The organism is Pseudoalteromonas qingdaonensis, assembly GCF_038739665.1.
Taxonomy (GTDB): Bacteria; Pseudomonadota; Gammaproteobacteria; order Enterobacterales; family Alteromonadaceae; genus Pseudoalteromonas; species Pseudoalteromonas qingdaonensis.
Window position 1 is genome coordinate 71,095 of record NZ_JBCGCU010000005.1, and the last position, 25,416, is coordinate 96,510.

Annotated in this window: 31 protein-coding genes; 9 read left to right on the top strand and 22 right to left on the bottom strand. The window is 48.6% G+C overall.

The annotated features are described in order from the left end of the window. The first annotated feature begins 85 nt into the window (after nucleotides 1-85). Nucleotides 86-952, top strand: coding sequence for an archaetidylserine decarboxylase (asd, locus tag WCN91_RS06125; RefSeq protein WP_342677301.1), 867 nt, complete (start codon nucleotides 86-88; stop codon nucleotides 950-952). Here the strand turns inward: asd and WCN91_RS06130 are convergent. Continuing rightward, entirely contained in the window at nucleotides 941-1,429 is a 489-nt protein-coding gene (locus WCN91_RS06130; protein WP_342677303.1) for a GNAT family N-acetyltransferase, read from the bottom strand. The genes asd and WCN91_RS06130 overlap by 12 nt on opposite strands. Before the next feature lie 78 nt (nucleotides 1,430-1,507). Here WCN91_RS06130 and WCN91_RS06135 point away from each other — a divergent pair, with 78 nt between their 5' ends. The 5 genes from WCN91_RS06135 (at nucleotide 1,508) to WCN91_RS06155 (ending at nucleotide 4,125) form a co-directional block, all read left to right on the top strand. After that, on the top strand, nucleotides 1,508-2,059 hold the full coding sequence (locus WCN91_RS06135) for a glutathione peroxidase (protein ID WP_342677305.1): 552 nt from the start codon (nucleotides 1,508-1,510) through the stop codon (nucleotides 2,057-2,059). Between the two features lie 84 nt (nucleotides 2,060-2,143). Then, nucleotides 2,144-2,425 carry a peptidylprolyl isomerase gene (locus WCN91_RS06140; RefSeq protein WP_105200087.1) on the top strand — a complete coding sequence of 94 codons (282 nt, stop codon included), beginning with the start codon at nucleotides 2,144-2,146 and terminating at the stop codon, nucleotides 2,423-2,425. Nucleotides 2,426-2,511: 86 nt separating this feature from the next. After that, nucleotides 2,512-3,084, top strand: coding sequence for a glutathione S-transferase family protein (locus tag WCN91_RS06145; protein ID WP_342677307.1), 573 nt, complete (start codon nucleotides 2,512-2,514; stop codon nucleotides 3,082-3,084). Between the two features lie 6 nt (nucleotides 3,085-3,090). Continuing rightward, nucleotides 3,091-3,444 (top strand): DUF2750 domain-containing protein, encoded by a 354-nt coding sequence (locus WCN91_RS06150; protein WP_342677309.1) that lies wholly within the window; start codon nucleotides 3,091-3,093, stop codon nucleotides 3,442-3,444. Nucleotides 3,445-3,450: 6 nt separating this feature from the next. Beyond that, nucleotides 3,451-4,125, top strand: coding sequence for a site-specific integrase (locus WCN91_RS06155; RefSeq protein ID WP_342677311.1), 675 nt, complete (start codon nucleotides 3,451-3,453; stop codon nucleotides 4,123-4,125). Here WCN91_RS06155 and WCN91_RS06160 read toward each other — a convergent pair. Continuing rightward, nucleotides 4,122-5,024 (bottom strand): hypothetical protein, encoded by a 903-nt coding sequence (locus WCN91_RS06160; RefSeq protein WP_342677313.1) that lies wholly within the window; start codon nucleotides 5,022-5,024, stop codon nucleotides 4,122-4,124. The two genes, WCN91_RS06155 and WCN91_RS06160, sit on opposite strands and share 4 nt — an antisense overlap. A gap of 126 nt (nucleotides 5,025-5,150) precedes the next feature. Here WCN91_RS06160 and WCN91_RS06165 point away from each other — a divergent pair, with 126 nt between their 5' ends. Further along, nucleotides 5,151-6,050: a phosphoribulokinase gene (locus WCN91_RS06165; RefSeq protein ID WP_105265525.1), complete on the top strand. Its 900-nt coding sequence runs from the start codon at nucleotides 5,151-5,153 to the stop codon at nucleotides 6,048-6,050. A gap of 24 nt (nucleotides 6,051-6,074) precedes the next feature. Here WCN91_RS06165 and speD read toward each other — a convergent pair whose 3' ends face one another. The 11 genes from speD to rpe all read right to left on the bottom strand — a co-directional run bounded on the left by speD (nucleotide 6,075) and on the right by rpe (nucleotide 16,479). Continuing rightward, entirely contained in the window at nucleotides 6,075-6,881 is an 807-nt protein-coding gene (gene speD / locus WCN91_RS06170; RefSeq protein ID WP_342677316.1) for an adenosylmethionine decarboxylase, read from the bottom strand. A gap of 95 nt (nucleotides 6,882-6,976) precedes the next feature. After that, nucleotides 6,977-7,384, bottom strand: coding sequence for an OsmC family protein (locus WCN91_RS06175; RefSeq protein ID WP_342677318.1), 408 nt, complete (start codon nucleotides 7,382-7,384; stop codon nucleotides 6,977-6,979). A 112-nt stretch (nucleotides 7,385-7,496) separates the two neighbouring features. Next, a complete protein-coding gene (locus tag WCN91_RS06180; RefSeq protein ID WP_342677320.1) occupies nucleotides 7,497-7,847 on the bottom strand; it encodes a DUF3802 family protein in 351 nt (116 codons plus the stop codon). A 284-nt stretch (nucleotides 7,848-8,131) separates the two neighbouring features. Beyond that, entirely contained in the window at nucleotides 8,132-9,601 is a 1,470-nt protein-coding gene (astD, locus tag WCN91_RS06185) for a succinylglutamate-semialdehyde dehydrogenase (protein WP_342677322.1), read from the bottom strand. 12 nt (nucleotides 9,602-9,613) lie between these two features. After that, nucleotides 9,614-10,633 (bottom strand): arginine N-succinyltransferase, encoded by a 1,020-nt coding sequence (gene astA / locus WCN91_RS06190; protein ID WP_342677324.1) that lies wholly within the window; start codon nucleotides 10,631-10,633, stop codon nucleotides 9,614-9,616. Nucleotides 10,634-10,749: 116 nt separating this feature from the next. After that, the gene (locus WCN91_RS06195; RefSeq protein ID WP_342677326.1) at nucleotides 10,750-11,949 is read right to left on the bottom strand and encodes an aspartate aminotransferase family protein; all 1,200 of its coding nucleotides are present in this window, start codon (nucleotides 11,947-11,949) and stop codon (nucleotides 10,750-10,752) included. Nucleotides 11,950-12,302: 353 nt separating this feature from the next. After that, a complete protein-coding gene (locus WCN91_RS06200; RefSeq protein WP_342677328.1) occupies nucleotides 12,303-13,463 on the bottom strand; it encodes an HDOD domain-containing protein in 1,161 nt (386 codons plus the stop codon). Between the two features lie 10 nt (nucleotides 13,464-13,473). Beyond that, nucleotides 13,474-14,055 carry an anthranilate synthase component II gene (locus WCN91_RS06205; RefSeq protein WP_342677330.1) on the bottom strand — a complete coding sequence of 194 codons (582 nt, stop codon included), beginning with the start codon at nucleotides 14,053-14,055 and terminating at the stop codon, nucleotides 13,474-13,476. Between the two features lie 69 nt (nucleotides 14,056-14,124). Beyond that, the gene (gene trpS / locus WCN91_RS06210; protein WP_342677332.1) at nucleotides 14,125-15,129 is read right to left on the bottom strand and encodes a tryptophan--tRNA ligase; all 1,005 of its coding nucleotides are present in this window, start codon (nucleotides 15,127-15,129) and stop codon (nucleotides 14,125-14,127) included. 16 nt (nucleotides 15,130-15,145) lie between these two features. Continuing rightward, entirely contained in the window at nucleotides 15,146-15,808 is a 663-nt protein-coding gene (locus tag WCN91_RS06215) for an HAD-IA family hydrolase (protein WP_342677333.1), read from the bottom strand. Then, nucleotides 15,805-16,479, bottom strand: coding sequence for a ribulose-phosphate 3-epimerase (gene rpe / locus WCN91_RS06220; protein ID WP_342677334.1), 675 nt, complete (start codon nucleotides 16,477-16,479; stop codon nucleotides 15,805-15,807). The genes WCN91_RS06215 and rpe overlap by 4 nt, the downstream gene beginning before the upstream one ends. A 257-nt stretch (nucleotides 16,480-16,736) precedes the next feature. On the opposite strand from rpe, the gene WCN91_RS06225 reads away from it, so the two are divergent. Both WCN91_RS06225 and WCN91_RS06230 read left to right on the top strand, forming a co-directional pair. Beyond that, nucleotides 16,737-17,045: a hypothetical protein gene (locus WCN91_RS06225; RefSeq protein WP_342677336.1), complete on the top strand. Its 309-nt coding sequence runs from the start codon at nucleotides 16,737-16,739 to the stop codon at nucleotides 17,043-17,045. A gap of 12 nt (nucleotides 17,046-17,057) precedes the next feature. After that, a complete protein-coding gene (locus WCN91_RS06230) occupies nucleotides 17,058-17,237 on the top strand; it encodes a DUF2970 domain-containing protein (RefSeq protein ID WP_105200072.1) in 180 nt (59 codons plus the stop codon). Here WCN91_RS06230 and WCN91_RS06235 read toward each other — a convergent pair. The 9 genes from WCN91_RS06235 to petA all read right to left on the bottom strand — a co-directional run bounded on the left by WCN91_RS06235 (nucleotide 17,193) and on the right by petA (nucleotide 25,134). After that, a complete protein-coding gene (locus tag WCN91_RS06235; RefSeq protein ID WP_342677337.1) occupies nucleotides 17,193-18,071 on the bottom strand; it encodes a Dam family site-specific DNA-(adenine-N6)-methyltransferase in 879 nt (292 codons plus the stop codon). The two genes, WCN91_RS06230 and WCN91_RS06235, sit on opposite strands and share 45 nt — an antisense overlap. Before the next feature lie 92 nt (nucleotides 18,072-18,163). After that, nucleotides 18,164-19,459 carry an AAA family ATPase gene (locus WCN91_RS06240; protein ID WP_342677339.1) on the bottom strand — a complete coding sequence of 432 codons (1,296 nt, stop codon included), beginning with the start codon at nucleotides 19,457-19,459 and terminating at the stop codon, nucleotides 18,164-18,166. After that, nucleotides 19,459-20,529 carry a 3-dehydroquinate synthase gene (aroB, locus tag WCN91_RS06245; protein ID WP_342677341.1) on the bottom strand — a complete coding sequence of 357 codons (1,071 nt, stop codon included), beginning with the start codon at nucleotides 20,527-20,529 and terminating at the stop codon, nucleotides 19,459-19,461. The genes WCN91_RS06240 and aroB overlap by 1 nt, the downstream gene beginning before the upstream one ends. Nucleotides 20,530-20,550: 21 nt before the next feature. Then, entirely contained in the window at nucleotides 20,551-21,069 is a 519-nt protein-coding gene (gene aroK, locus WCN91_RS06250) for a shikimate kinase AroK (protein WP_105187988.1), read from the bottom strand. 220 nt (nucleotides 21,070-21,289) lie between these two features. Further along, nucleotides 21,290-21,772, bottom strand: a complete 483-nt coding sequence (locus tag WCN91_RS06255) for a ClpXP protease specificity-enhancing factor (RefSeq protein WP_342677344.1) — start codon at nucleotides 21,770-21,772, stop codon at nucleotides 21,290-21,292. Further along, the gene (gene sspA, locus WCN91_RS06260; RefSeq protein WP_342677346.1) at nucleotides 21,772-22,398 is read right to left on the bottom strand and encodes a stringent starvation protein SspA; all 627 of its coding nucleotides are present in this window, start codon (nucleotides 22,396-22,398) and stop codon (nucleotides 21,772-21,774) included. Before sspA ends, WCN91_RS06255 begins: the two co-directional genes overlap by 1 nt. A 140-nt stretch (nucleotides 22,399-22,538) precedes the next feature. Continuing rightward, nucleotides 22,539-23,276 carry a cytochrome c1 gene (locus WCN91_RS06265; protein ID WP_342677348.1) on the bottom strand — a complete coding sequence of 246 codons (738 nt, stop codon included), beginning with the start codon at nucleotides 23,274-23,276 and terminating at the stop codon, nucleotides 22,539-22,541. Then, the gene (locus WCN91_RS06270) at nucleotides 23,273-24,538 is read right to left on the bottom strand and encodes a cytochrome b (RefSeq protein ID WP_342677350.1); all 1,266 of its coding nucleotides are present in this window, start codon (nucleotides 24,536-24,538) and stop codon (nucleotides 23,273-23,275) included. The genes WCN91_RS06265 and WCN91_RS06270 overlap by 4 nt, the downstream gene beginning before the upstream one ends. Beyond that, nucleotides 24,538-25,134 carry a ubiquinol-cytochrome c reductase iron-sulfur subunit gene (gene petA / locus WCN91_RS06275; protein ID WP_342677352.1) on the bottom strand — a complete coding sequence of 199 codons (597 nt, stop codon included), beginning with the start codon at nucleotides 25,132-25,134 and terminating at the stop codon, nucleotides 24,538-24,540. Before petA ends, WCN91_RS06270 begins: the two co-directional genes overlap by 1 nt. Nucleotides 25,135-25,416: the final 282 nt, after the last annotated feature.

Consider the following 25,416-nt stretch of genomic DNA (forward strand, 5'->3'; position numbering starts at 1 on the left):
TGCTAACGCCTTGCCTGTTTATTAGGCTATGGTTTTTACTCCTTGATTTAGCTAACATTCGTAAAAATATTTTGAGAATTAAACAGTGAACTTAGATAAAGTAAAAATTGCTTTTCAATATGCATTGCCAAAACACGGCGTATCCCGCCTGGTTGGTAAACTGGCCGCTGCCAAAGCGGGTAAACTAACCACTGCCCTTATCAAGTTGTTTATTAAACAATATAAAATTGATATGAGCGAAGCATTGCATGAAGCTCCCGAGCATTATCAAACCTTTAATGAGTTCTTCACCCGTCCTCTTAAGCCGGGCATTCGCCCTCTGGCTGAAGATGCAAACATAGTCGCCCACCCGGTAGACGGTGCCATTAGCCAGCTTGGCGACATCCTTGACGGCCAATTAGTGCAGGCCAAGGGCCACTACTACAGCCTTGAAGCCCTGCTTGGCGGTAAAGCTGCGGACGCTGAGCCATTTTGGGGCGGTAAATTTGCCACCATCTACCTGGCGCCCAAGGATTACCACCGTATTCATATGCCCGTCGATGGTACGTTAAAACGCATGATTTACGTGCCTGGTGATTTATTCTCGGTTAACCCGTTAACGGCGCAAAACGTGCCTAACCTGTTTGCCCGTAACGAGCGTGTGGTCGCCATATTCGACACCGAGATAGGCCCACTTGCCATGGTTTTGGTCGGCGCCACCATAGTTGCCAGCATAGAAACCATTTGGGCCGGCACGGTAACACCACCAGCAGGTAAAGACGTGTTCAGTTGGGATTACCCAAGCACAGGCGACCGCGCCGTGCACCTGAAAAAAGGTGAAGAAATGGGCCGCTTTAAACTGGGCTCCACCGTAGTAATGGCTTGGGGTGCTGATCAGGCCGACTTTATCAGCACTCAAGTGCCTGAAGCCGTTACCCGCATGGGCACGCCTTTTGCGAAGTTAGTCGACTAGACACTTCCCCAGGATGGTCAGGTTGTAACTCTGGCCATCCATAATCGCCACCTTAGGCAATTCGCCCCACTGGCTAAACCCTGCCTGTTTAAACAACTGCATGCTCGGTGTGTTATGGCTGAATATAAAGGCCAGTAAATTGCTCACCCCCAAACCATGCGCCTGCTGCTCGGCAAATGCCAGGCTTAGTTTGCCTAAGCCGCGACCGCGCACCGATTCACACAGGTAAATTGCAACTTCCACGGTTTGCTCGTAGGCAGGACGACCATAGAAGGATTTAAAGCTCAACCAGCCCACCACCTTGTCACCGTCTTTGCAGACATAGATGGGGCGTTTATCGTTATGGGATAGAAACCACTGTCGACGCGACTCGACGCTCACCAACTCGGTGTCTGCGGTCACCATGCGACTGGGGATGGTTTGATTATAAATGGCGACTATACTGGGTAAGTCTTCAATCTGTGCAGGTACAAACATATTTCAGCCACAAGCTGGGTGATCTAATGTGCCGATACTAACCTATAAATTAAAACTAACAATATTCCGAGAACGAACATGTTTAAATTATTTCTCGCCAGCTTATTTTTATTGGCTACGAGCCTGGCTTATGCCAGTGACAACCAGGAATGCGGCGACTTTACCGATATCGAGATACGCAAACTGCGCTCCGAGCAAAGCATCAATCTTTGCCAGTTTAAAGACTCGCCCTTGCTGATAGTTAACACCGCCAGTAATTGCGGCTTTACGCCCCAATTTAAAGAGCTCGAACAGCTGCATCAAAAATACAAAGATCAGGGGCTGGTTATTTTGGGTTTTCCTTCCGATGATTTTTTCCAGGAGGAAAATAAAGAGCAAGACACCGCCAAGGTCTGCTTTATTAATTATGGCGTGACCTTCACCATGTTTGCCCCGGTGTCGGTGCGTGGCTCGGATGCCCATCCGGTATTTCAATTCCTCAACAAGAAAACCAGCTCGCCCTATTGGAACTTTTACAAATACCTGGTGAGCAAGGATAGACAGCAGGTACAACGCTTTAACAGCCGCACCAAGCCAATGTCGAGCGAGCTTACCAAGGCAATTGAACAAGCTCTCAATGACAAAAACTAAACTTTCACATAATTACGGTGGCTAACTCAGGGCTAGCAGGCTAGTCTTGTCTCATTGATTATAAAGAAGATATGGAGAGTAAACATGACATTAGCAAGTGCGCGTCACATACTGGTAGACAACGAGGCCCTGTGTCTCGATCTGAAAGAACAAATTGAGCAAGGCGCTGATTTTGCAGAATTAGCAAAATTGCATTCCATGTGCCCAAGTTCGCAAGACGGCGGCGCCCTCGGTGAATTTGGCCCGGGTATGATGGTGCCAGAATTCGATAAAGTGGTATTTTCGGCTCCGCTGAATGTGGTTCAGGGCCCAGTGCAAACCCAGTTCGGCTATCACCTTCTTGAGGTTACCAGTCGTAGCGATTAATTCCTTTAAATTTCAGTTGCATTGACCGCCAAGCCTGTTATGTTTGAGCTCTTAAACACAGACTCACGCTTACGGCAGGTTTGGCAATGCAACTGTATGGCTCCAACACGTCTCCTTTCGCTCGTCGCTTACGCATCTGGTGTGAACAACACAATCTAGCGGTTTCTTTTCAACACCTTGATATTTTTTCGCCCGAGGGCAGAAAATTCCTTTTGGCTCACAGTCCTGTGGCTAAAATTCCCTTTTTGGTCCATGGCGAGCAGGTTATTTACGACTCCAATGTGGTGTATGAATACCTAAGTGCACACTTTAAACTGCCAGCCATGAGCTGGGATGAGCGCAATCAACTTACGGTTATCAATGCCGCCAATGACTCGGCCATAGAACTGCTGTTAAGCCAGCGCTCCGGCTTTGACACCAATGAAGAGCACTTATTTTTCGACCTGCAAAAACAGCGTATCGCCCTGTGCCTTAAGGCCCTGGAGCAACAGGTAGCGGCCATAAAGCATGGCTATGTAGTTGCCAGCCTGTTTTGCCTGCTTGATTGGCTACAATTTAGAGAGCTGCATGATGTAACGCCCTACCCGGCACTTATGGCTTTTTGGCAAGCCCAGCAAACATCACCACAAGCACAAGCAACAGATCCAAGACAGGGATAATTAAACATGGCACATGACGACATTGAAATTGAATCGCAGTGGGAGCTATTTTGCGACCAGGTGCAACAAAGTAAAGAGATCTGGCTGCTAGGCAGTGATGACGGCGGTATCGCCTCGGTCAGCTCCGCCTATGACGACAACCAGGATGTATTGCTTATGTGGCACAGCCAAGAGCTGGCTCAGGCCCAATGCACCGGTGATTGGCAAGGATTTAGCCCTTTTTCATTGCCCCTTGATGAAATGCTTGAGGACTTCGCTCCTCAGTTAATCGACGATAATGTCATGGTGGGTATCAACTGGGATGATCAGGTCTGCACCGAGCTGTCGGCCAAGTCCTTGGTGAGCGCACTAACCGATTAAGACCTAGTGAAGACCCATTTAGGCCGACGGCCCTTTACCAGTATGGAGTTACATACCCTGTTTTCCGGGTATGTTTATGGTGATGATAAGCAAGCACGCGAGCAGCCCAAGCATTGGCATTTTTGGCTGCCGCTGCTGGCCTATTACAGCGGTGGTTTTAGCGATGAACTTGCTTCCTTAGAGCTGGGTGATGTCGATATCGACAGCACTATACCGGTTTTACACCTGCACACTCATGGCAAGATAAAAGCCCGTAAAATCCCCATCCACCCGCATTTGTTTGCCTGTGGCTTAAGCGAGTATGTGGATTTCCTCAAGACCCAGCAGCACAGCCGCTTATTATTCGACTTACCATCAAAATCAGGGCGTTATAGTGAAAAGGCCCGTATTTGGTTCTCTGGTGAGGGCGAGCGCGCCGGGTATATGCAAAAATGTCATTTGCCAACCGTAGATCAACAAGGTCATAAAACCGCGCTCAGTAGTTTGCGCCTTAACTTTGAGCAAAGCATACGTATCAGCGCTATGCAGCTTGGCTGCAAACCCGGTTTTTACTATCTGATGGGGTTAAAAGACTACCCCGAGGATGATTTTGCCGATCTGCGCACCCTGCAAAAGATTGTCCGCGGGGTACGCATAGTGAATGCCCATAGCCATTGGCAACGCTTCTGCGCCCGCAGCTAGGGCGCCTTATCTTCACAGACAAAAGCCAGCTTATCGCCCTCGGGCAAATAGCTCAGTCGGGTGATATTTCCAGCGCAGTATTCGCTTAAATCATGCCACAGGCTAGCCGCTTTGGCGCTCTGCAACTGCTTTTGATACACCCGCCCGCCGTAGGCATAGGCTATGCTCTTATCCGTCACCCAGGTATAGTCCTGCACTCCTTGTGGCAAGCGAAACAGCTGGGTCACGGTTTTCGTGTCCGGGGCAAAAGTGCTAAACCAGTTTTGCAGGTCCTGTTGCTGGGTAAAGGTAAAGACGCCCAGCGCCGGGTTATAGCTAAAGCCACGCCCGGGATTATCAGCCACATGATGAATTTTTTCCGGCTCGGCCAGATTAAAGTATTTAGCGCTGTGCGGCTCACCAAGAGCAAACACCAGCAAGTCCTGCCGTGCTCCCCAAGCGTGATAACCTATGGTCAGGCCGTTATCCAGGATGCGTGTGCTTGGCGCCGACTCACCCAAAGGGTAAGACCAAAGCTTTTGCCCTCCATCGGGTTCAACTACCACGGCCGATAAGGCGTTTAAACCTAGCACCACGACCGACGAGGCATTTAAAGCTGGCACCAGAGTTGGCGAATATTCGCTGTAAGCCGGGGTATTACTGATATTGCGGCGACCCTGGGTGGCGAAGTCGTAAAAGAAGATTTCCTTTTGCGCCTGCTTATCAGTGCCTATTTCATAACTGTAGTAGACGCCAGTCTTACTTATCGCCGGTTGATTGCTGTAAGCTCCGCGCTCGCTTACCGCCTGCACTTCGGGCTGTCCCTGTTCATCTTGTTGCAACAGCAGGATTTGGCTCTGAGCCAAGGCCAGCGGGCTGATACACAGCAGGCTTAATGCCTTTAAAGTCGTTAATTTCATTAGTGTTTTCGTTCTTGTTTTCGTCACCCTATACTAGCGTGAAATCCATTTTGGGCAAACCGCGGCCTTGATTTAACATGTAAGCCCCTTTATAAAGGGTATTTGAGTTAACAAACGATTAATCTTATGTCGGCCAAACATCCTATTGTCGCGATTACCGGTTCTTCAGGTGCAGGTACTACCACCACCACCAATGCCATTAAACATATTTTCCGCAGCCTGGACGTCAACGCCGCCTTTATCGAAGGCGATAGCTTCCACCGCTATACCCGCCCCGAGATGGATAAGAAAATACGCGAAGCAGAGCAGCAGAGCCGACATATCAGTTATTTTGGTCGTGAAGCCAATGACTTTGCCGCCCTCGAAAAGCTATTTTCCAACTATGGCGAAACCGGCAGCGGCAAGGTGCGTCGTTATCTGCATACCTTTGATGAGGCTGTGCCCTACAATCAACTACCGGGCACCTTCACACCTTGGCAGGATTTAGAAAGCGGCACAGATTTGATGTTCTACGAAGGCTTACACGGCGGTGTGGTTGACGAAGAGCATGATGTGGCCAAGCATGTCGACCTCTTGATTGGCATGGTACCCATTATCAACCTTGAGTGGATACAAAAGCTGATCCGCGATACCTCGGAGCGTGGCCATTCACGTGAGGCGGTGATGGACTCCATACTGCGCAGCATGGATGATTACGTAAACCATATCACTCCGCAGTTCTCGCGCACTCATATCAACTTTCAGCGCGTGCCCACTGTGGATACTTCCAACCCTTTTAGTGCCAAGGATATTCCATCGCTGGATGAGAGTTTTGTGGTGATCCGTTTTCGTGGCATCGACAGCGTCGACTTTCCGTACTTTTTGCAGATGATAGATGGCAGCTTTATGTCGCGGATGAACACACTTGTGGTGCCCGGCGGTAAGATGGGTTTGGCAATGGAGTTGTTATTAACGCCGCTGATCAAAGAACTGCTAGTGAAAAAGCGGGCTTTAGAACATTTAGCGCCAGCAGATTTACCCATCTAGCCGGCGCTAATAAAGCTTAAAGGATTAAGCTTCTGGCAGGTTGCGACCGTAGAAGATCTCTTGGATCTCGCGGTTTAAACGCTCACGGATTTCTTCCTGCTCGCTTGCTTCAAGCTCATCGGTGGTAACACCGAACAGGTAAGTATTTAAATCCGTTTCCTTAAGCATCATCTTAGTGTGGAACAGGTTCTCCTGATACACATTCACGTCCATCATCTGATACAGCTCTTTGGTATCATCAGTCATGTAATTCTGAATAGAATTAATGGCATGGTCGATATAATGCTTAACACCGTTAACGTCACGGGTAAAACCACGCACACGATAGTCGATAGTTACCACGTCCGATTCCAACGAGTGGATCAGGAAGTTCAACGCTTTTAGTGGCGAAATAATGCCACAGGTTGATACTTCGATATCGGCACGGAAGGTACAAATACCATCATGTGGGTGCGACTCCGGGTAGGTGTGCACACAAATATGGCTTTTATCCAAGTGCGCAACCACAGACTCGGGTAATGGCCCCGGCGTTTCTTCGCTGTCAAAGCTCTGTTCGTCTACCGGCTCTTCCGAGATCAGAATAGTTACACTGGCCCCTTGAGGGTCATAATCCTGACGGGCAACATTAAGGATATTGGCGCCAATAATGTCAACGACTTCACCAAGAATGTCCGTAAGACGATCAGCACTGTATTGCTCATCAATATATTCGATGTATTCTTTACGTTGTTGCTCTGTTTTCGCATAGCAAATATCGTAAATACTAAAACTTAAGCTTTTGGTTAAGTTATTGAAACCATGAAGCTTAATTTTATCAAAGGGCTTGTTCACTATAAACCAACCTCAAACCTAGTCACAAAAGTCACTCAGGGACTCAAAAAAGAGGGCGGATCTTAGCCCAATTTGGCTCCCTTAAAAAGCACTTTTTAAACGATTTCTTGTACTTCAAAACTATGGGTTATTTGCACCGACTTTTCCAGCATAATTGCCACCGAGCAATATTTATCCGCGGACAGAGCTACGGCACGCTCAACATGCTTCTCGCTCACCTCGGTACCGGTAACGATAAAGTGCAAATTAATCTTAGTAAACACGCGAGGAGTTGTCTCGGCGCGCTCACCACTTAGCTGCACCTGCACACCACTGACCTGCTGGCGCGCCTTTTTCAGAATGCTTACCACGTCCACCGATGAACATGCACCTGCCGACATCAACACCATTTCCATCGGCGACGGCGCCTTAGGATCGCTGCCGGTATCAAACACTACATTATGGCCAGAATGAGAAGTACCGATAAAGGTGTCGCCTTCGACCCACTGTACCTTTGCTTGCATGTAAACCTCGTTGTTTAAATTAAAATCTCAGCGATTGTAAAGCAGCACACCCATGATGCAAACCGACATTTATCCCCGTTGCGGTGATTACGCCTTAGTGCAGGACAAGCGGCTATCGAGCCGCTGCGGCAATGGCATTATCGAAGAGGTTTTTTACCAAGCTGGCAAATTCATCGATAAAAGCGCGCTGCTCTCGAGTCACAGCTTGATTCAGAACCCGACTTAGCACTTCCTGCAGGTCATAGACTATGCCATCAACTTCTCGCACTATTTGTCCGCGCTGCTCGGTGTCTAGCTCACTATGCTGCTGACAAAGCATCATAACCTGCTCGGCTATCACATCTTCAATTAAGACCATTACGCTCGGAGCATTGGCTTCCACCTGGCCGGGCTTTTCAAATAAGGCTAAATTCTGGGTCAGGTACATGATCAGCTCATCATACCCGGGTTGCTCAAGCACCATAGGCCACCTAAATTATTTTTGAAAATGCCCTAAAATTAATACCAATTCACTTAAATAGCTAATCATTCTAGCGGGCTAAATATCATGCTCACTGTGTTGAAATTTTTCAATGTAGAATAACTACATAAGAAAAATTCCGCCTTGTGATCATATCATTTATCCAGCGCTATATCTGATCACATACTTAACAGAATTGGTATAACCAGAAAGCCCAAGCAAAAACCAGCTTCCCCGAAAAGACAAAAAAGCAGCCTAAGCTGCTTTTTTCTATCCACAAGACCTGATCAGTCCAGGCTTAGGCCCGGGCTAAGCGTGTCCGGCAGAGTCAACTGCTCCAGCTCTACCGAAGCAACTGGGTATGCGCAATAATCTGCGGCATAGTAGGCGCTGGCTCTGTGGTTACCAGAGGCGCCAATACCACCAAATGGCGCTGCACTTGATGCACCCGTGATAGGACGGTTCCAGTTGACGATACCGGCACGAATACGACGCAGGAAGTATTCATAGTCCGCTTCGTTATCACCCAGTAGGCCGGCAGACAGACCATAAGCGGTTTCATTGGCTTTGGCGATGGCGCTATCGAAGTCGCTGTAGCGGAATACCTTAAGCAGCGGGCCAAAGTGCTCGTCATCCGGGAAGTTTTGTACCGAGGTACATTCAATAATACCTGGAGTAACAAAACCTGTGCCTGCGGTATGAGTCAGCTCCAACAATGGCTGAGCACCTAGCTCAACAAGCTGTTGCTGCGCTGCTACCATGCCCTTGGCTGCCGCTTCGGAGATCATAGAACCCATAAACGGCTGCTCGGCGGCATCATAGTCGCCAACCTTGATGTTTTTAGTGGCCGTTAGCAGTTGCGCCAAAATAGCATCACCCAACTCGCCTTCAGGCAAGAACAGCTTACGTGCACAAGTACAACGCTGACCGCTGGAAATAAAGGCCGACTGGATAATATCATGTACCGCCGCCTTGATATCGCTAACATCTTTAACGATAAGCGGGTTGTTACCGCCCATTTCCAAGGCCAGGATTTTGCCCGGCTGACCAGCAAACTGCTCATGCAGGATATGACCTGTACGTGATGAACCAGTAAAGAATAGACCGTCGATACCCGGGTGAGAGGCCAAAGCCTTACCGGTTTCAACTTCACCCTGAACCAGGTTAAGCACACCATCAGGCAGACCCGCTTGTTGCCATAGCTTCAAAGTAAACTCGGCTACTGCCGGAGTCAGCTCAGAAGGCTTAAACACCACGGTATTACCCGCTAAAAGCGCCGGCACTATATGACCGTTAGGCAGGTGACCTGGGAAGTTATAAGGGCCAAACACAGCTACTACACCGTGGGCGCGGTGACGAATAACCGCTTTACCTACTGGCATGGCATTTTCTACCGTGCCGGTACGCTCTTGATACGCTTTTTCAGAAATCGCTACCTTGCCCACCATGGCGGCGGCTTCGGTGCGTGTTTCCCATAAAGGTTTACCGGTTTCCTGGGCGATAATTACCGCCATTGCTTCGCTGTTCGCCTTAAGCTGCTCGGCGAAGGCCTGAACTACAGCCAGACGCTCGGCAAAGGTTTTATCCGACCAAGGGATAAAAGCTGTACGCGCCGCCACAACGGCATCGTTTACCTGCTCGGCGGTGGCACTGTTGGCCTGCCAAAGCTGTTCGTTATTAGCTGGGTTTACCGAGCTAACTGCATGGCCTTGGCCTGCAAGCCATTGACCATTAATAAATTGTGCTGGATGAGACATAAATATGGCTCCTTATAATTCTGCCACGCACACCTGGTCGCCGCTCTGTACTTTGAGCGCATCGGCGGTGCTTTGCGTTAAAATAATTTCGGCGTCATCGCCACCATCTAGATCTACCTCAACCACCAGGGCACGGTAATCTTCAATATTCTGATTGGCCACCATCACCGCGTTGTCGCCCTGGCTCTCACCTATCACTACGGTGCGCAGGCCACTGTTGATAACGGTGCGGATATTGTCGACCTTGGCTTCCACTGTAGGACCGGCATCGAAAATATCGACATAGCCGTTAAAGGTGAAGCCTTCGCTCTTAAGCAATTCAATGGCTGGACGCGTATTGGTATGAACCTGACCCACAACCTGCTGCGCTTCTTTGCTCAACAAGTTGACATAAATCGGGTATTTCGGCATCAGTTCAGCGATAAACACCTTCTGGCCTATGCCGGTCAGGTAATCCGCGGTGGGGAAGTCCATGCTGAAAAAGTGCTCTTCAAGCCACTGCCAAAACGGACTGCTGCCCTGCTCGTCGGATACACCACGCATTTCGGCGATCACTGTGTCGGCAAAACGCTCACGGTGCTGGTTAATAAACAAGAAACGCGACTTAGACAGTAACTTGCCATTAAATTTTTGCCGATATTTTTCCTTCAGGAACAGCGTACAAAGTTCGGTGGCGCCGGTGTAATCGTTACACAGGGTAAGAATATCAACCGCCTTGTACACACCTAAGGTGCGTGACGAGTGGATCACTTTGGAAAGGTGGTAGTGATAAAAGGCATCATCTAAACCCACCGCAGCTTCAATGCCACAGGTACCGGCAATTTCACCGGTTTCGCTATCTTCAAGAACAAACAAGTAGCCTTCATCACCGGCTTTTGCGGTCGGCTTGGCGAAGGATTCAATAGAACGGGTGATCTTATTCTGCAACAACTCTTCATTCAGTGGCAGCGAGGTAAAACCATGCCCCGACTCCTCGGCGATAACGAGCAGCTCTTGATAATCTTGTTGTCGGATTGGGCGAAGAACCATCATAGATCCGCTTACTCCCTAAAGGTTAAACCATAACAAGCCTGGCGCCGCGCCATGCAGCGCCAAACTTCAAATTGACCGACGTTCTAATAATTAGACAGAACGCCGCGGTGAAGTGCTTAAACCAGGCTGGCAACCGCTTTTTCAAAGCGTGCCATACCTTCGCGAATCTCTTCTTCGCTGATCACCAATGATGGTGTGAAACGTACCACATCGGCACCGGCCACAAGCGACATCAAACCTTGTTCCATGCTGGCAACCAGGAATTCACGGGCACGGCCCTTGAACTTATCGTTCACTACTGCACCGATAAGCAGGCCTTGACCACGCACACCACTGAAAACATCGTACTTAGCATTGATGTCATTCAAAAGTTGCTTGAATAGTACTTCTTTTTCTTTAACGCCAGCTAATACCGCAGGATCATTGATAGTGTCGAAAGCCGCTTCGGCTACCGCACACGCCAGCGGGTTACCGCCGTAGGTTGAACCATGCGTACCCGGCTTAAGGTGCTTGGCAATCTCTTTAGTGGTCAGCATGGCACCGATAGGGAAACCGCCACCCAAGGCTTTAGCCGAGCTCATGATATCTGGCGTTACACCCAGACCCTGATAAGCATAAAGCTCACCGGTACGGCCAACACCTGTTTGTACTTCATCGAAAATAAGCAGTGCATTGTGCTTATCGCACAGCTCACGTACGCCTTTAACAAAATCGACTTCAGGGGCAATGATGCCACCTTCGCCTTGCAATGGCTCCATCATAACCGCACAGGTGTTGTCGTCGATCAATGATTTGAATGCTTCCAGATCGTTGTAATCACAGTGCACAATATCACCCGGCTTAGGACCGAAACCGTCCGAATAAGCGGCCTGGCCACCCACGGTTACGGTGAAGAAGGTACGACCGTGGAAGCCTTGGTTAAAGGCGATGATTTTTGATTTTTGTGCACCGAAGTTATCTAGGGCCCAGCGACGAGCAAGCTTTAGTGCTGCTTCGTTGGCTTCAGCACCTGAGTTAGCAAAATAAACCTGATCGGCAAAAGTAGCATCGGTCATTTTCTTCGCCAGGCGTAGTGCCGGCTCATTGGTCCAGATATTCGACAGGTGCCAAATTTTCTCGCCCTGCTCTTTTAATGCCGCAACAAGCGCTGGGTGACAATGACCCAAACAGTTAACCGCAATACCACCGGCAAAGTCGATAAACTCACGGCCTTGCTGGTCCCATACACGGGCGCCTTCGCCGCGTACAGGGATCACGTCCGATGGGTTGTAGTTAGGAACCATTACTTCATCAAATAAAGCGCGATTAACTGTCATTTTATTTCCTCATTGAGTCTGGTGTTAAAAGTGGCTACCAAGCCAAAGGCTGGAAACCTTAAAGCTAGTGCAACACTCGTAACAGGCTATGAAATCCGCCATTAAGGCGACGGACAAAGCACTACATGAATAACAGCATTATTTCAGAAAAAACCCGTAAAGTCTCATGCAAAACTTTTATGCAGACCCCGTAAATACAGGCATTGAGGATAGATTTTCACCTTGAGTGAATAACTATTTTAGTGCGATTAGAGAAGAAACCATACGGCATGAGTTGCCGCCATCAAAGCGTATACTGAATAGTATTTGAATGAATATACGTAAAATATTTACAAAAAATTTTCAGCTATGGCTTATTTTGCATCAATTTGCTGGGCTAAAGCAGCAAAATTGACACTCGCCAAATGTGTTAGTTGCGAGTTTTTAAGACCAAGATAGGCATACCATAACTGCCGCTCACCCAGCGTAAGTAATTGATGTTGCTGTAACCAATGGATCTGACAATAACCATCGGCCTGCACCAGAGTTTTAGCTGCGCCGCTAAGTTGCTGTGGCTCCACCAGGGCAATGTCATCGAAAGCGGCGTTCAGGTTCAAATGTTCCAGACCCATTTTTTCAATTAGACGTCGGGTGACCTCGAGAGCACGCTCACAAAACAGGTTACGCAGGTAAAGGGGATCCGGCTCTATGGTGATCAGCGCATCATGCAGGGCTTTTTTCCCTTCACCATGGGCCAAACTTACCTGATGCTGCCAAATTTGCTGAAAGATACGCAAATAAAGCCGTGTCAGCACCACCCTGCCCAGCTCCATAAACAGGGCGCCAACATGGGCGGCATAGACGTCCTGCCCCTCCAATTCTGCCAATTTAGCAGCGCAGGCGGCACGGCCTAAGGCCGCTTCACCTAGTTTGCGTTTAAGCAAGGGAAAGGGTTCGCTGCTATGAGGAAGCCAGTGGCGCAGGGCAAGTTTAGGCAAGGTCCACTTCAGCTTTTCCAGCCCCAGATAGCGCAGCGCCAGCGCCGGGGTATCAATTTTTACCGCGCGCTCATTATCGTCCTGGCGATGAGGTGACTGGTTTACCAAAGTAACCAACTCCCGAGAAAACCAGTTCAGGTGTTTTACCAAGGGCTCTAAACGGTTAATGCTAGCGCCCTTACTGGCCAGCTGATCGATAAGCGCTATCGCCGCATCTTCTATACCCAGTACCTCGGTATAGAGGTTGTCTAGCCGGTTAAGTTGCGACTCAATTTCTTCTTCTATCAACAGGTGTAAGTTGGTACTTACCTTAGCGCGAAGCAACTCCAGTTTTGTACTGGCCTTTTGTCTTTGCGCCAAGGCTGCTTGCTCCACCGCCAGCAAGGTGCGCTGCAACAGGGGCTCACCCGCTTGACCATCCAAGGTTTTACTCAAGCCGAGTTGTTGCTGGGCAAAGGCATGCCCAAGCAATATATCATTGCCGCGTCGTTCTAAGGCGCCGATGCGCTGACTAACCTGCTGCTGTTGAGTTACCATGATCTGGTCGTTAATTTCGCTCGATAAAGTGTTTTAACATAGCCAACCCGTGCTCGGTAAGAATGGCTTCCGGGTGGAACTGAATCCCTTCTAATGCCTTGTTAGTATGCAATAAACCCATGATTTCATCCATCTCACCCTGATCATTCTCAGTCCAGGCAGTAATTTGCAGCTCGGCTGGTAAGGTTTCCGGGGCCACCACCAGGGAGTGATAACGACACACTTCAATGCGCTCGTCTAATCCGGCAAAAACGCCCTGCTGTGTGGTACGTATTATAGAGGTTTTACCATGCATCACCTCTTTGGCTCGCACCACTTGAGCGCCTAGGGCCTGGGCTATGGTTTGATGCCCCAGACAAACACCTAAAATCGGAATGCTGCCCTGAAAACGACGCACCAGATCAAGGCAAATACCCGCTTCATTGGGGCTGCATGGTCCGGGCGACAGCACTATATGTTCGGGTTTCAGCGCTTGAATATCGGCCAAGGTCAATTCATCGTTGCGCTTAACCAAAACTTCCTGATCAAGACGCTGGAAATACTGCACCAAGTTAAAGGTAAATGAGTCGTAGTTGTCGATCATTAATAACATGGAATCTTCCACTAAAAAGCCAAGCATTTACATGCTTGGCTTTGGATTAGTCTATTACCGCCCTAACGCTTAAGGACGTGGAATAAAGCCAAGGGCGTCGTACACGGCTTTCAGTGTAGGCGCGGCTTTCGCGCTGGCCTTCTCGGCGCCACTGCGCATGATCTGATCCAGCAAGGTCTGATCCGCACGGATCTCTTTAAAGCGCTGTTGAATCGGCTCAATCATGGCTACCACGGCATCAGCGGTGTCCTTTTTCAGGTGACCATACATTTTGTCTTCGTACTCAGGTACTAGGTCATCGATAGAACGCTTGGTTGCTACCGACAGTAAGGTCAACAAGTTTGATACGCCCGGTTTTTCCTGGCGATCAAAGTAAATACGCGCCTGCTCGTCAGAGTCGGTCACCGCTTTTTTCAGCTTTTTCTCGATCTTCTTCGGCTCATCCAGAAGCATGATGTAACCATTTGGATTTTCATCCGACTTGGACATCTTCTTCAATGGGTCCTGCAAGCTCATTACCCGGGCACCAAACTCAGGAATATAAGGCTCTGGCAGCTTAAACACTTCACCATAAAGGTTGTTAAAGCGCGTGGCGATATCTCGGGTTAGCTCCAGGTGTTGCTTTTGGTCTTCACCTACCGGCACCTGATCCGCCTGATACAGAAGGATATCGGCAGCCTGTAACACAGGATAGGCAAATAGGCCGACATTGACGTTGTTGGCGTGCTTGGCCGACTTATCCTTGAACTGTGTCATGCGGTTAAGTTCGCCCATTTGCGCGTAGCAGTTCAACACCCAGGCCAGTTGCGCATGCTCAGGCACCTGAGATTGCACGAATAATGCCGCTTTTTCCGGGTCGATTCCACAGGCCGCATAAAGAGCAACACCGTCTAGCACGCGCGAGCGCAATACTTCCGGCTCCTGGCGAATGGTGATGGCATGCAGGTCAACCAGCATAAAGTAACTTTCATGATGCTCTTGTAAGCTAAGCCACTGGTTAATGGCGCCAACATAATTGCCGATTGTCATACCACCTGTTGGCTGAATGCCGCTTAACACTACTGGTTTACTCATGATGTTCCTTTATTGCTTATCGATTAATGGCGGTGATTATATCTAAGAATTGGTCACAGAGGTACTCTGGATTGTACTGGCGCAGATCCTCACCCTGGTGATAGCCGCCGCTCAAAGCCAGCGCATCCATGGCCGCCGCTTGTGCCGCCAGAAGATCAGATTTCGAGTCGCCGATCATTAAGGCTTGTGCCGGTTCAACACCTAACTGCTGACAAGCCTTTAACAAAGGCTCGGGCGAAGGTTTTTTCGCACCGTCATCACCACACACTATCACCTGAAAATGACTGGCAATACCCAGCTTTGCCAATAAAGCCTCGGTAAAGCGGCGGGCCTTGTTGGTTACCAGCGCCTTGGGCGTAGCCGCAAAGGCCGCCAATACAGTTTCAACATGGGGGTAAAGCTGCGAATATTGCCCTAACACCGCAAGATAATGCTGGCAAAACAGCGCGTTGGCACGGCTGATTTCCTGCTCCGTTAGCAGCGGATTGGGCTCCATATCACCACTAAGCGCACGCACCACTAACTGCTCTATGCCATTACCGACAAACTGGCTGACCATGGCGTGAGAAATCACCGGCCGAGCCAGATCGGTGAGCATCAGGTTCACCGCTATGTACATATCCGGCACACTGTCGACCAGGGTGCCATCAAGATCAAATATCAGTGCCTGGTATTTCACTGGGCAACCTTGGCGAGTTCGCTGCGCATCTGCTCGATTACTAGCTGATAGTCGGGTTGGCTAAAAATAGCGGAACCAGCTACAAACATATCGGCACCGGCGGCCGCCACTTCGGCAATATTATCCACCTTCACACCACCGTCGACCTCAAGACGAATATCACGACCACTGGCATCGATTATAGCGCGTACCTGCTTAAGCTTTTCCAGGGTGTGCGGAATAAAGCTCTGACCGCCAAACCCAGGGTTAACCGACATTAGTAAGATCACATCCAGCTTATCAATTACATGTTCAATAATATGCAAAGGCGTCGCCGGGTTAAATACCAGACCGGCCTGACAGCCATGCTCCTTGATCAGCGCCAGGGTACGATCCACATGCTCGCTGGCTTCCGGATGGAAGGTAATAATGCTGGCACCAGCCTTGGCAAATTCAGGGATCAGGCTGTCGACCGGCTTCACCATCAGGTGCACATCTATGGGGGCTGTGATGCCATAATCTCTAAGCGCTTTACACACCATGGGACCGAACGTCAAATTCGGCACATAGTGATTATCCATCACATCAAAATGCACCACATCGGCACCAGCGGAAATAACTCGCTCTACGTCTTCACCAAGACGGGCAAAGTCGGCGGAAAGGATCGAGGGCGCGATCAGGTAGTCTTTCATAATACTGCTCCTTTGAACGGGGCCTATACTTTAACGAAAAATCCCCATTTTTGTTAGCATATGTTTACCTTTGCATAGGATTACTTAGATTTCACTGACTTATTAAGAAACAAAAAGTTAAGGTCTGGCCATTAACATAAATGAAACATTACACCCTTGTTTTTAAAGTGAAAAGTTCGATTATTTTTAAAAGTTCAGTTGTTTTTTTAAACAACTTTGCGTAAGCTCTAGGAACTACTTATGGATCGGAGAAGGATATGTTGTTAGTGCTGAAAAAACATGCGTTGTTAGCAGGCGTTGCAACTACTGCTATGATTGTTGGCACTTTTGCTATCCAATCTGGCTCATCGCTTAACTCTGATACTTATAGCCAATGCGTTTGTGATACCAATGCTTACGGCGAAAAAACGCAAGACTGCATCAACCCAGAGGGTGAACAATCTTGGTTTGCCTGGTTTACCGGTGATAGCCGCAGTGCCCAATTTCATTATTTAGACTTGTTGGAATTACTTAGCCGTAACGACAACAAAGAAAACGCCCGACAATTCTCTAATACTTCCTACTAGGCAGGCACTTTTATGTGGTCACAAATTCAAACTGTGGTCGCGGCCTTTTTTGGTGTACAAAGCGACGCCAAACGTCAACAAGACTTCAGCAATCATAATCCCAAGATCATAATCGCCCTTGCCATAGCCCTGTTTGTTATTTTTGTTCTAGCCGTGTTTGGCCTGGTTCAACTGGTATTGGCGACTGGATAAATACATAGCCATCAATTCATTGACCTTATTGCGGCCATTGCCTTTGGGACTAATGGTGCGCTTTACCTTAAGCACATCAATATCCGCCTGCTCGTAGATCTTTCTGGTCCACAAGGTATCGTGATTGGAAATCAATACCGAGGCCTGCTGAGAGCCTGCCGCCTGCTCCGCCAGATTAGCTAGGTTCGCTTGGTCATCCAAGTTAAAACCGCCCTTGGCATAGCTGGTAAAAGATGCGGTTTTACTCAGCGGCACGTAAGGAGGATCGCAATAAACCACGGCATCTTGCGGCAAGGCAGCAAAAACATCGCGATAGCTTAAACAAGTAAAGGTGGCGCGCTGTGCCTTTTCGGCAAAGAAATACATTTCCGCTTCGGGGAAATAAGGCTTTTTATATTTACCAAAAGGCACATTAAAAATGCCTTTGAGGTTATAACGGCATAAGCCATTGTAACCATGACGATTCATATAGAGGAATAGGATGGCGCGTTCATAGGCATCGCGACTTTCGTTAAAGCGGGCCCGCAAGCCATAATAGACATCGGCGTCATTATTAAGCTCGCAAAACAGCTTGCGCGCATCACTGATAAACTCATCCGGGGCATGAGCCAGTTCTTTGTAGAGATTGATTAAATCCGCATTGATATCATTAAGCACATAATGCTTAAAGTCGGTATTAAGAAACACCGAGCCAGCACCAACAAAAGGTTCAACGAGCGTAGATGCAGAGCTGCCGGTGAGCTCCTGGGCTTGATCTAAACGTTTGGCGATATCTTCGACCAAGCTGTATTTGCCGCCCGCCCATTTCAGGAAAGCACGGGTTTTCTTTTGCATCTATTCTACTAGCTCATCTATTGGGGTTAATTATTATCTTACTCCCCAGGCACCACATGGGGGAATGTAGATGCCGGGGTCAACGCCAAATTCTACCGCAATTCAGGGGGCTGTTGCGAGTTTATCTCCGCTTTTATCTGCGCTATTTGTTTGCCGTAGGGCTCGGCTCCGCCAATTTTATCGTGTATCGCCGTTAACTGTTGATCAAGCTCGTTCTTAGTCACGGCCTGAGCCCAGGTCACAATATACCACCCCTTATCGGCACGATAGTAAAGGCGCACCTTGCCAGCCAAACCATGCTGGCGTATATAGGCTTCAATCTGGTGCGGTTGCGACATTATGGTCAACTGCCAGACCCATAATTGCTCATCCTGTTTTAGATACCAGGAATGGTCAAAGGGCAGCTCGGTCTGTGCGCTCTGTTCCTCGACATCCATTTGTGCTGTATCAGCCTCTAGCTCATGGTTTGGTGACTCAGAATTATCTAAAGCCAACAACACGGCGGCTGCATCATTGTGCTCGAGCTCTTGGGGCTCAGCAGGGGGATCATCGCCAAGCACCAATATTTGTTCCGGCTCTGCGGTACTTTCTAACGCTGAACTTAGCAAGGGCGCAGCAGTTACAACAGGGGGCAATACTTGGCTGTCGGCCAAGACTGGCACCTGGGCACTGGGGGAATCTGGCCAATAACGATAACCAAGGCCCACAAGCAATATCAGTAACACCACGAAACCGGGGCCCAGCAGCCACCATAGAGATTTTTTTGCTGCCTGCGTCGGCATTTGTTGCTCGCTTTGCCATTGCAGTAATAACGCCGGATTGCCACCACATTGACGCAGAAACTCAGCAAAAACCGGGTCTTCTGGGCGGGGCAACTGAGCATAAAAATAACCCAACAGGCGCTCGCTCTCATGCTCGGATAAAGGTTCTAAGTGGATATCTATGGCCTCGCTGAGAAGCCCTGCTTGCGATGAAGCACAGAGAATATAGAGGGTTCCCGGTGCCGAGTGAGCCAGGTAGTGCAACTCGGCGATAAACTCTTCGCTTAGCTGTTTGGCGTTATCAAACACCCATAAAAGCGGACGCTCGCCCTGCTCCTTGAGCAGACGCAAAAAGTTGTCGCGCAGTGGCAACGCCAGATCAATTAAGGGTGAGGCAAAACTATGCTCAAGTACCTGGGTTTGCAGCTGCTCATCGCTACTGTGTGCCGTAACTTGCACATAGGCCTTATAGAAGGACTCATAATGGTCGGTAATGAAATGCTCAAGCAAATAACTTTTGCCTAGGCCGCTGCCACCCACTAAGTGAATAAGGTTTTGTCCATAACTGAACTGAAGGGCAATACGCTTTGCCAGCGCCGCCCGTGATGGCAAGATGGGAGATTGCATTAGCGTGTGAGCAGGGTCTCTAGCTCGGCGTCGCTGACATCATCAACCAGTTCACAATGTCCAAATTGGCTCGGCAGAATAAAACGAATGCGTCCGGCTTTGTTTTTCTTGTCCTTACGCATATGGGCAAGAAATTGCGCTGGGGTCATCTCATCTGGGATTTGCACTGGTAGATCATAGGCTTTGAGCAGGGCAATAATGCGCTCAACTTCGGCACTATTAAGCTTGCCTCGGCTGTGTGCCAGTTGTGCCGCCAGCACCATACCAACCGCGACCGCTTCACCGTGAAGCCAGGCGCCGTAGCCCATTTGTGCTTCGATAGCATGGCCAAAGGTATGGCCTAAATTAAGTAAGGCTCTAAGCCCGGCTTCTTTTTCATCCGCTGCCACTATTTCTGCCTTAATGGCACAGCAACGCTGTATCACCCTTGGCAATAGCTGGGCATCCAAGGCCTTAATTTCTTCAACATTACGTTCAAGCAATTCGAACAGTTCAAGGTCATAGATCAAGCCGTATTTAATCACCTCGGCCATACCGGCGGCGAATTCCTTGGCCGGTAAGCTCGCCAGCGCAGCAGTATCGATAAACACCGCCTGCGGCTGATAAAAGGCACCGATCATATTTTTGCCCAAGGGGTGATTAACCGCGGTTTTACCGCCTACGGATGAATCCACTTGCGACAACAAGGTGGTAGGAACTTGCACAAAAGGCACGCCACGCTGATAACAGGCAGCAACAAAACCGGTTAGATCACCAATAACCCCGCCACCCAAGGCCAGCAAAATGGTATCACGGCCACAGTTGTGCTCTAACAAAAAGGCATTAAGGCGCTCGAACCATTCCAGCGTTTTGTATTGCTCACCATCGGGCATTACAAATACAAGAGGGTCATTATCTGCCAAGCTGGCAATCAGGGTGTCCAGGTAGAGAGGAGCTATGGTTTCATTGGTAACGATTACCGCACGTCGCTCGCCTACAAATTGCTGCAGGCGCGCACCGTCTTGTATTAACTCGTTACCAATAAAGATGGGATAACTGCGCTCACCGAGTTCAACATTGAGTTCCAGCATGCGCAATTCTCCTTGGGATATTTAGAAGTTAAGCTTCTCGATGATTTGGTTAGCCACAACTTTCGCACTCTGCTCATCGGTACGCACAACAAAGTCTGCGATTTCCTGATACAGCGGGTTGCGCTCTTCGGCTAGACGCTCCAATACATGCTGCGGTGCTTCTTCGGTTTGCAGCAATGGGCGACGCTTGTCACGCTGGGTGCGGGCAACTTGTTTTTCAATCGGAGTCTCAAGGTACACCACGATACCGCGAGCAGACAGTTTGTTGCGTACTTCTTTACTGACTACTGAGCCACCACCTGTTGCTAGTACGATACCTTGAAGCTCGGTTAGATCTGTGATCACCGCTTCTTCACGACGACGGAAACCGTCTTCGCCTTCGATATCAAATACCCAAGCAATGTCGGCACCGGTGCGGCGCTCGATTTCGTTATCCGAGTCATAAAACTCAAGGTGCAGTTGGTCTGCAATGTGGCGACCAATTGTGCTCTTTCCGGCCCCCATGGGACCTACTAGAAATATATTACGTTTCTCAGCCATATCTTTTAGTACAAACGAACTCTAAAATTTGAAATAAAACCCCGCCTCGCGACTGGCCCCAAAATTCAAGGGGGAGATTATCTCAGTAATTAATGCCTGTTTTCAAGCATAATACTGCAAATAATCACAGTGGATGGTGGGTCGATTAGAGAAATCCAGCGCACTTTTAGAACTTAGCCCTGCTTACGATGGATTTCTACTTAAGCCGAATCTGAGTAGGCTACTTAATCACTTTTAAGTGATTAGCTTTTTTGCCTTTGCCGTCGTCCTGACTGTTCTCACGACTTGCTTGTGGGTTTGGATTGTCAATTGCCTCGAACCCGCTCTGCGGTTGTTGCGACTCAGGCTCGGCAGTTGATTGTACTGATTCAAAACGATCCTGCTCTTCGTATAACTCTTCTTGAGTAAATACAGTGCCTTCGCCATTTTCTCGGGCATAGATGGCCAATACAGCTCCCATGGGTACATAAACCTGCATGGGCTGACCACCAAAGCGAGCATTAAAGGTCAATGCTCGATTATCCATGGAAAATTGCATTACGGCGCTCGGACTGATGTTCAACACAATTTGTCCATCTTGAACAAACTGAGTCGGCACCTGCACCTGAGCAAACTCGGCATCGACAACCAGGTGCGGTGTGCACTGGTTGTCGACTATCCAGTCGTAAAAGGCACGCAACAGATAAGGTCTGTTAGGTGTCATTAGAGACGGATCTCACGTTCTGCTTCAGTCAATGATGCTTGGAACGATTCACGCTCGAACAAGCGAATCATGTACTCTTTCAGCTCTTTGCTGCCAGCACCCGCAAGCTCGATACCAAGCTCAGGTAAACGCCATAATAACGGCGCCAGGTAGCAGTCAACCAGGCTGAACTCTTCGCTCATAAAGTATGGTGCTTCATTGAAAATAGGTGCTACCGCAAGCAGTGCTTCGGTCAGCTCTTTGCGTGCTTGTTCAGCATCGCTGCCACCGCCCAGGATCTTCGCCGCTAGCGAATACCAGTCGGTGTCAATGCGGTGCATCATCAGGCGGCTGCGACCACGCATTACCGGATATACAGGCATTAATGGAGGGTGCGGGAAGCGCTCATCCAAATATTCCATGATGATGTTTGCCTGGTATAAACCCAGCTCACGATCGATCAAAGTAGGAACTGTACCGTACGGGTTAATTTCGTGTAATGCTTCTGGCAGGTTATCTTTCTCCGCCAAATGGATATCCACGCTCACCCCTTTCTCAGCCAAGACAATACGAACTTGATGGCTGTACATACAATTCGCGCCGGAAAACAGCGTCATTACAGGGCGTTTATTGGCAGCAACGGCCATGCCTACCTCCATTAAAAAATCACAAAGTACTACATACTTTTTGCATCATCTTTGTGCCTAGCCTGACTAAATTCACAGCAATGACTTAAACGGCAATAGGGGCATGCGCCCCTATTGAGTTAACTGGTTGATTATTCTAATTAATGAACATCACGCCAGTATTCTTTCTTCAGTAAGAAAGCAAAGATAAAGAGGATAAATAGGAAACCAATAACCTTGATACCTAAAGACTCTGAATCTAAACGTGAAGGCTCACCCACATAGGCTAGGAAGTTAGCAAGGTCGCGAGCAGCATGATCATACTCGTCAACACTCATTTCACCCTGGCCGTCGGTTTCAACCGCTACCACTTTCTTAACTGTTTTTCCGTGCTCTTCCACTTCCTCGAATACAGGATTTGGTAGACCTTGAAGTTCTTGCAGAACGTGCGGCATACCTACAGAAGGGAACACAATGTTGTTTACGCCAAATGGACGCGACTCATCTTTATAGAACGACTTTAAGTAGGTGTAGATGTAGTCAGGTGATTTAACACGTGAAATCAGTGTTAAATCCGGTGGCGCAGCACCGAACCATTTTGCCGCATCATCTTTTTCCATCGCATTGGTGATATGGCTACCTACTTTCGAACCATCGAAAATAAGCGTTTCCTGGCCGATATCGGTAGGAATACCGATATCGCGGAAAGTACGCTCATAACGCTGGTACTGCATTTGGTGACAACCAAGGCAGTAGTTCATAAATAGCTTAGCACCGCGTTGTAATGATGCTTGATCCGTTAGGTCGATGTTTGCTTCTTGCAAAGGCATCGAAGGACCCGCTGCCATTGATAGCGTTGGCAGCAATGCGAATAAACCGATAACTAGTTTTTTCATCACTTAGTCAACCTCTCTGGCAATGGCTTAGTCTTCTCGTTCTTAGAGTAGAAGAACAGTAGCACGAAGAACATAAAGTAAGTAACTGTACAAATCTGCGACAAAATCGTTTTGAAGTCAGTTTGTGGAGTCGCACCTACCCAGCCAAGGATAACGAAGGTTACAACGAACTGAGCAATGTTCAGCTTATGGAAACCACAACGGTAGCGAATAGAGCGAACCTTACCACGGTCAATCCAAGGTAGAAGCGCTAGCACTACAATTGATGCACCCATGGCGATTACACCCATAAGCTTGTCTGGGATCGCACGCAAAATCGCATAGAAAGGCGTGAAGTACCAAACTGGGAAGATGTGCTCAGGCGTTTTCAGCGGGTTAGCCGCTTCAAAGTTTGGCGCTTCTAGGAAGAAACCACCCATAGCCGGCGAGAAGAACACCACATAGCAGAATAGGATTAAGAAGCCCACAACACCGACGATATCTTTTACCGTGTAGTAAGGGTGGAAAGGAATCGCATCAACGATGTCTTTCTTGTCCGTGTAGTATTCGTGGAACTTGAATTTTGGCTTGTCTTCTTCAGCAACCGTGCCTTTCTTACGCTTGATTTCAACACCGTCAGGGTTGTTTGAACCCACTTCGTGAAGAGCAACAATGTGCAAGAACACTAGGATAACAAGTACCAGCGGCAGTGCGATTACGTGTAGTGCGAAGAAGCGGTTAAGCGTTGCACCTGAGATTACGTAGTCACCACGGATCCACAAGGTAAGGTCATCACCAATCACCGGAATAGCACCGAATAGTGAAATAATTACCTGAGCACCCCAGAATGACATCTGACCCCAAGGTAGTAGATACCCCATGAAGGCTTCAGCCATTAGCGCTAGGAAGATAAACATACCGAATAGCCACAGTAATTCACGCGGCTTCTGGTATGAACCGTAGATCATGCCACGGAACATGTGCAAATAAACCACTACGAAGAACGCCGAGGCGCCAGTAGAGTGGAGATAACGCAGCAACCAGCCGTATTCTACGTCACGCATGATGTATTCAACGGAAGCAAACGCACCTTCGGCAGAAGGAACGAAGTTCATGGTTAGCCAGATACCAGTAACAATCTGGTTTACCAGTACTAGCATGGCTAGTGAGCCAAAGAAGTACCAGAAGTTAAAGTTTTTCGGTGCGGGATATTGTGCGATGTGCATATTCCAGACGCGAGTCATAGGAATACGTTCATCAATCCAGTTGATAATATTGCCAAACATTATGCTGCCCCTTCGCCTTGCTCACCACCAACAAGAATAGTAGTGTCGTCAATGAAGTAATAAGGAGGGATCTCTAGGTTTAGCGGAGCTGGAACCGACTGGAATACTCGACCGGCCATATCAAATTTAGAACCATGACATGGACAGAAGAAACCATCGTCTGTGCCTTCCACTTTCTCACCAAAGCCACCTTGTAGGAAGCTAGGAGAACAACCCAGGTGAGTACAAATACCCACGGCCACAAAGATACTTTCTTTGAGTGAACGGAATTCGTTCTTGGCAAACTCAGGCTGTTGCGGTTCATCAGACTGAGGATCACGGAGTTGATCTTCGTGTGCTTTTAGTTGTTCTAGCATTTCCGGCGTACGCGAGATAACCCAAACAGGTTTGCCTCGCCATTCAACACGGATTAATTGTCCAGGCTCTAGTTTAGAGATATCCACTTCTACGGGAGCACCCGCAGATTTAGCTCTCTCACTAGGGTTCCAAGACGCAATAAAAGGAACAGCAGCTCCAACCGCACCCACACCACCTACAACAGAGGTAGCAATGGTCAAAAAGCGGCGTCGGCTGTTGTCTACAGGCGCATTGCTCATCCACTTATCTCCACTATGATTCTCAACACTTGCTATATTGAGAACATCAGTTACAGCAGGTTAATTTTTTGAAGTTACAAAATAGAAGCGATCATAAATAAAAGCCTTGATTAAAACAAGGTTATTCACTGTTTCACAGTCGAATAAGCACCCTCTCAGCAGACTGAGCCTAGGTTCAAAAAGCGTATTCGATTATCAAGCAGTGCTGTTTATGTTATCGCAAACACTCGCCGCCGACGCTGATAAAGATCAAGGTCTAGTCAAGCAAAGTAGTTTAAAATC

Coding starts and splice junctions, on each gene's coding strand:
- WCN91_RS06130 (WP_342677303.1), bottom strand. CDS start 1,429: ATGTTTGTACCTGCACAGATTGAAGACTTACCCAGTATAGTCGCCATT.
- WCN91_RS06135 (WP_342677305.1), top strand. CDS start 1,508: ATGTTTAAATTATTTCTCGCCAGCTTATTTTTATTGGCTACGAGCCTG.
- WCN91_RS06140 (WP_105200087.1), top strand. CDS start 2,144: ATGACATTAGCAAGTGCGCGTCACATACTGGTAGACAACGAGGCCCTG.
- WCN91_RS06145 (WP_342677307.1), top strand. CDS start 2,512: ATGCAACTGTATGGCTCCAACACGTCTCCTTTCGCTCGTCGCTTACGC.
- WCN91_RS06150 (WP_342677309.1), top strand. CDS start 3,091: ATGGCACATGACGACATTGAAATTGAATCGCAGTGGGAGCTATTTTGC.
- WCN91_RS06160 (WP_342677313.1), bottom strand. CDS start 5,024: ATGAAATTAACGACTTTAAAGGCATTAAGCCTGCTGTGTATCAGCCCG.
- WCN91_RS06165 (WP_105265525.1), top strand. CDS start 5,151: ATGTCGGCCAAACATCCTATTGTCGCGATTACCGGTTCTTCAGGTGCA.
- WCN91_RS06175 (WP_342677318.1), bottom strand. CDS start 7,384: ATGCAAGCAAAGGTACAGTGGGTCGAAGGCGACACCTTTATCGGTACT.
- WCN91_RS06180 (WP_342677320.1), bottom strand. CDS start 7,847: ATGGTGCTTGAGCAACCCGGGTATGATGAGCTGATCATGTACCTGACC.
- astD (WP_342677322.1), bottom strand. CDS start 9,601: ATGTCTCATCCAGCACAATTTATTAATGGTCAATGGCTTGCAGGCCAA.
- astA (WP_342677324.1), bottom strand. CDS start 10,633: ATGATGGTTCTTCGCCCAATCCGACAACAAGATTATCAAGAGCTGCTC.
- WCN91_RS06195 (WP_342677326.1), bottom strand. CDS start 11,949: ATGACAGTTAATCGCGCTTTATTTGATGAAGTAATGGTTCCTAACTAC.
- WCN91_RS06200 (WP_342677328.1), bottom strand. CDS start 13,463: ATGGTAACTCAACAGCAGCAGGTTAGTCAGCGCATCGGCGCCTTAGAA.
- WCN91_RS06205 (WP_342677330.1), bottom strand. CDS start 14,055: ATGTTATTAATGATCGACAACTACGACTCATTTACCTTTAACTTGGTG.
- trpS (WP_342677332.1), bottom strand. CDS start 15,129: ATGAGTAAACCAGTAGTGTTAAGCGGCATTCAGCCAACAGGTGGTATG.
- rpe (WP_342677334.1), bottom strand. CDS start 16,479: ATGAAAGACTACCTGATCGCGCCCTCGATCCTTTCCGCCGACTTTGCC.
- WCN91_RS06225 (WP_342677336.1), top strand. CDS start 16,737: ATGTTGTTAGTGCTGAAAAAACATGCGTTGTTAGCAGGCGTTGCAACT.
- WCN91_RS06230 (WP_105200072.1), top strand. CDS start 17,058: ATGTGGTCACAAATTCAAACTGTGGTCGCGGCCTTTTTTGGTGTACAA.
- WCN91_RS06235 (WP_342677337.1), bottom strand. CDS start 18,071: ATGCAAAAGAAAACCCGTGCTTTCCTGAAATGGGCGGGCGGCAAATAC.
- WCN91_RS06240 (WP_342677339.1), bottom strand. CDS start 19,459: ATGCAATCTCCCATCTTGCCATCACGGGCGGCGCTGGCAAAGCGTATT.
- aroB (WP_342677341.1), bottom strand. CDS start 20,529: ATGCTGGAACTCAATGTTGAACTCGGTGAGCGCAGTTATCCCATCTTT.
- aroK (WP_105187988.1), bottom strand. CDS start 21,069: ATGGCTGAGAAACGTAATATATTTCTAGTAGGTCCCATGGGGGCCGGA.
- WCN91_RS06255 (WP_342677344.1), bottom strand. CDS start 21,772: ATGACACCTAACAGACCTTATCTGTTGCGTGCCTTTTACGACTGGATA.
- sspA (WP_342677346.1), bottom strand. CDS start 22,398: ATGGCCGTTGCTGCCAATAAACGCCCTGTAATGACGCTGTTTTCCGGC.
- WCN91_RS06270 (WP_342677350.1), bottom strand. CDS start 24,538: ATGTTTGGCAATATTATCAACTGGATTGATGAACGTATTCCTATGACT.
- petA (WP_342677352.1), bottom strand. CDS start 25,134: ATGAGCAATGCGCCTGTAGACAACAGCCGACGCCGCTTTTTGACCATT.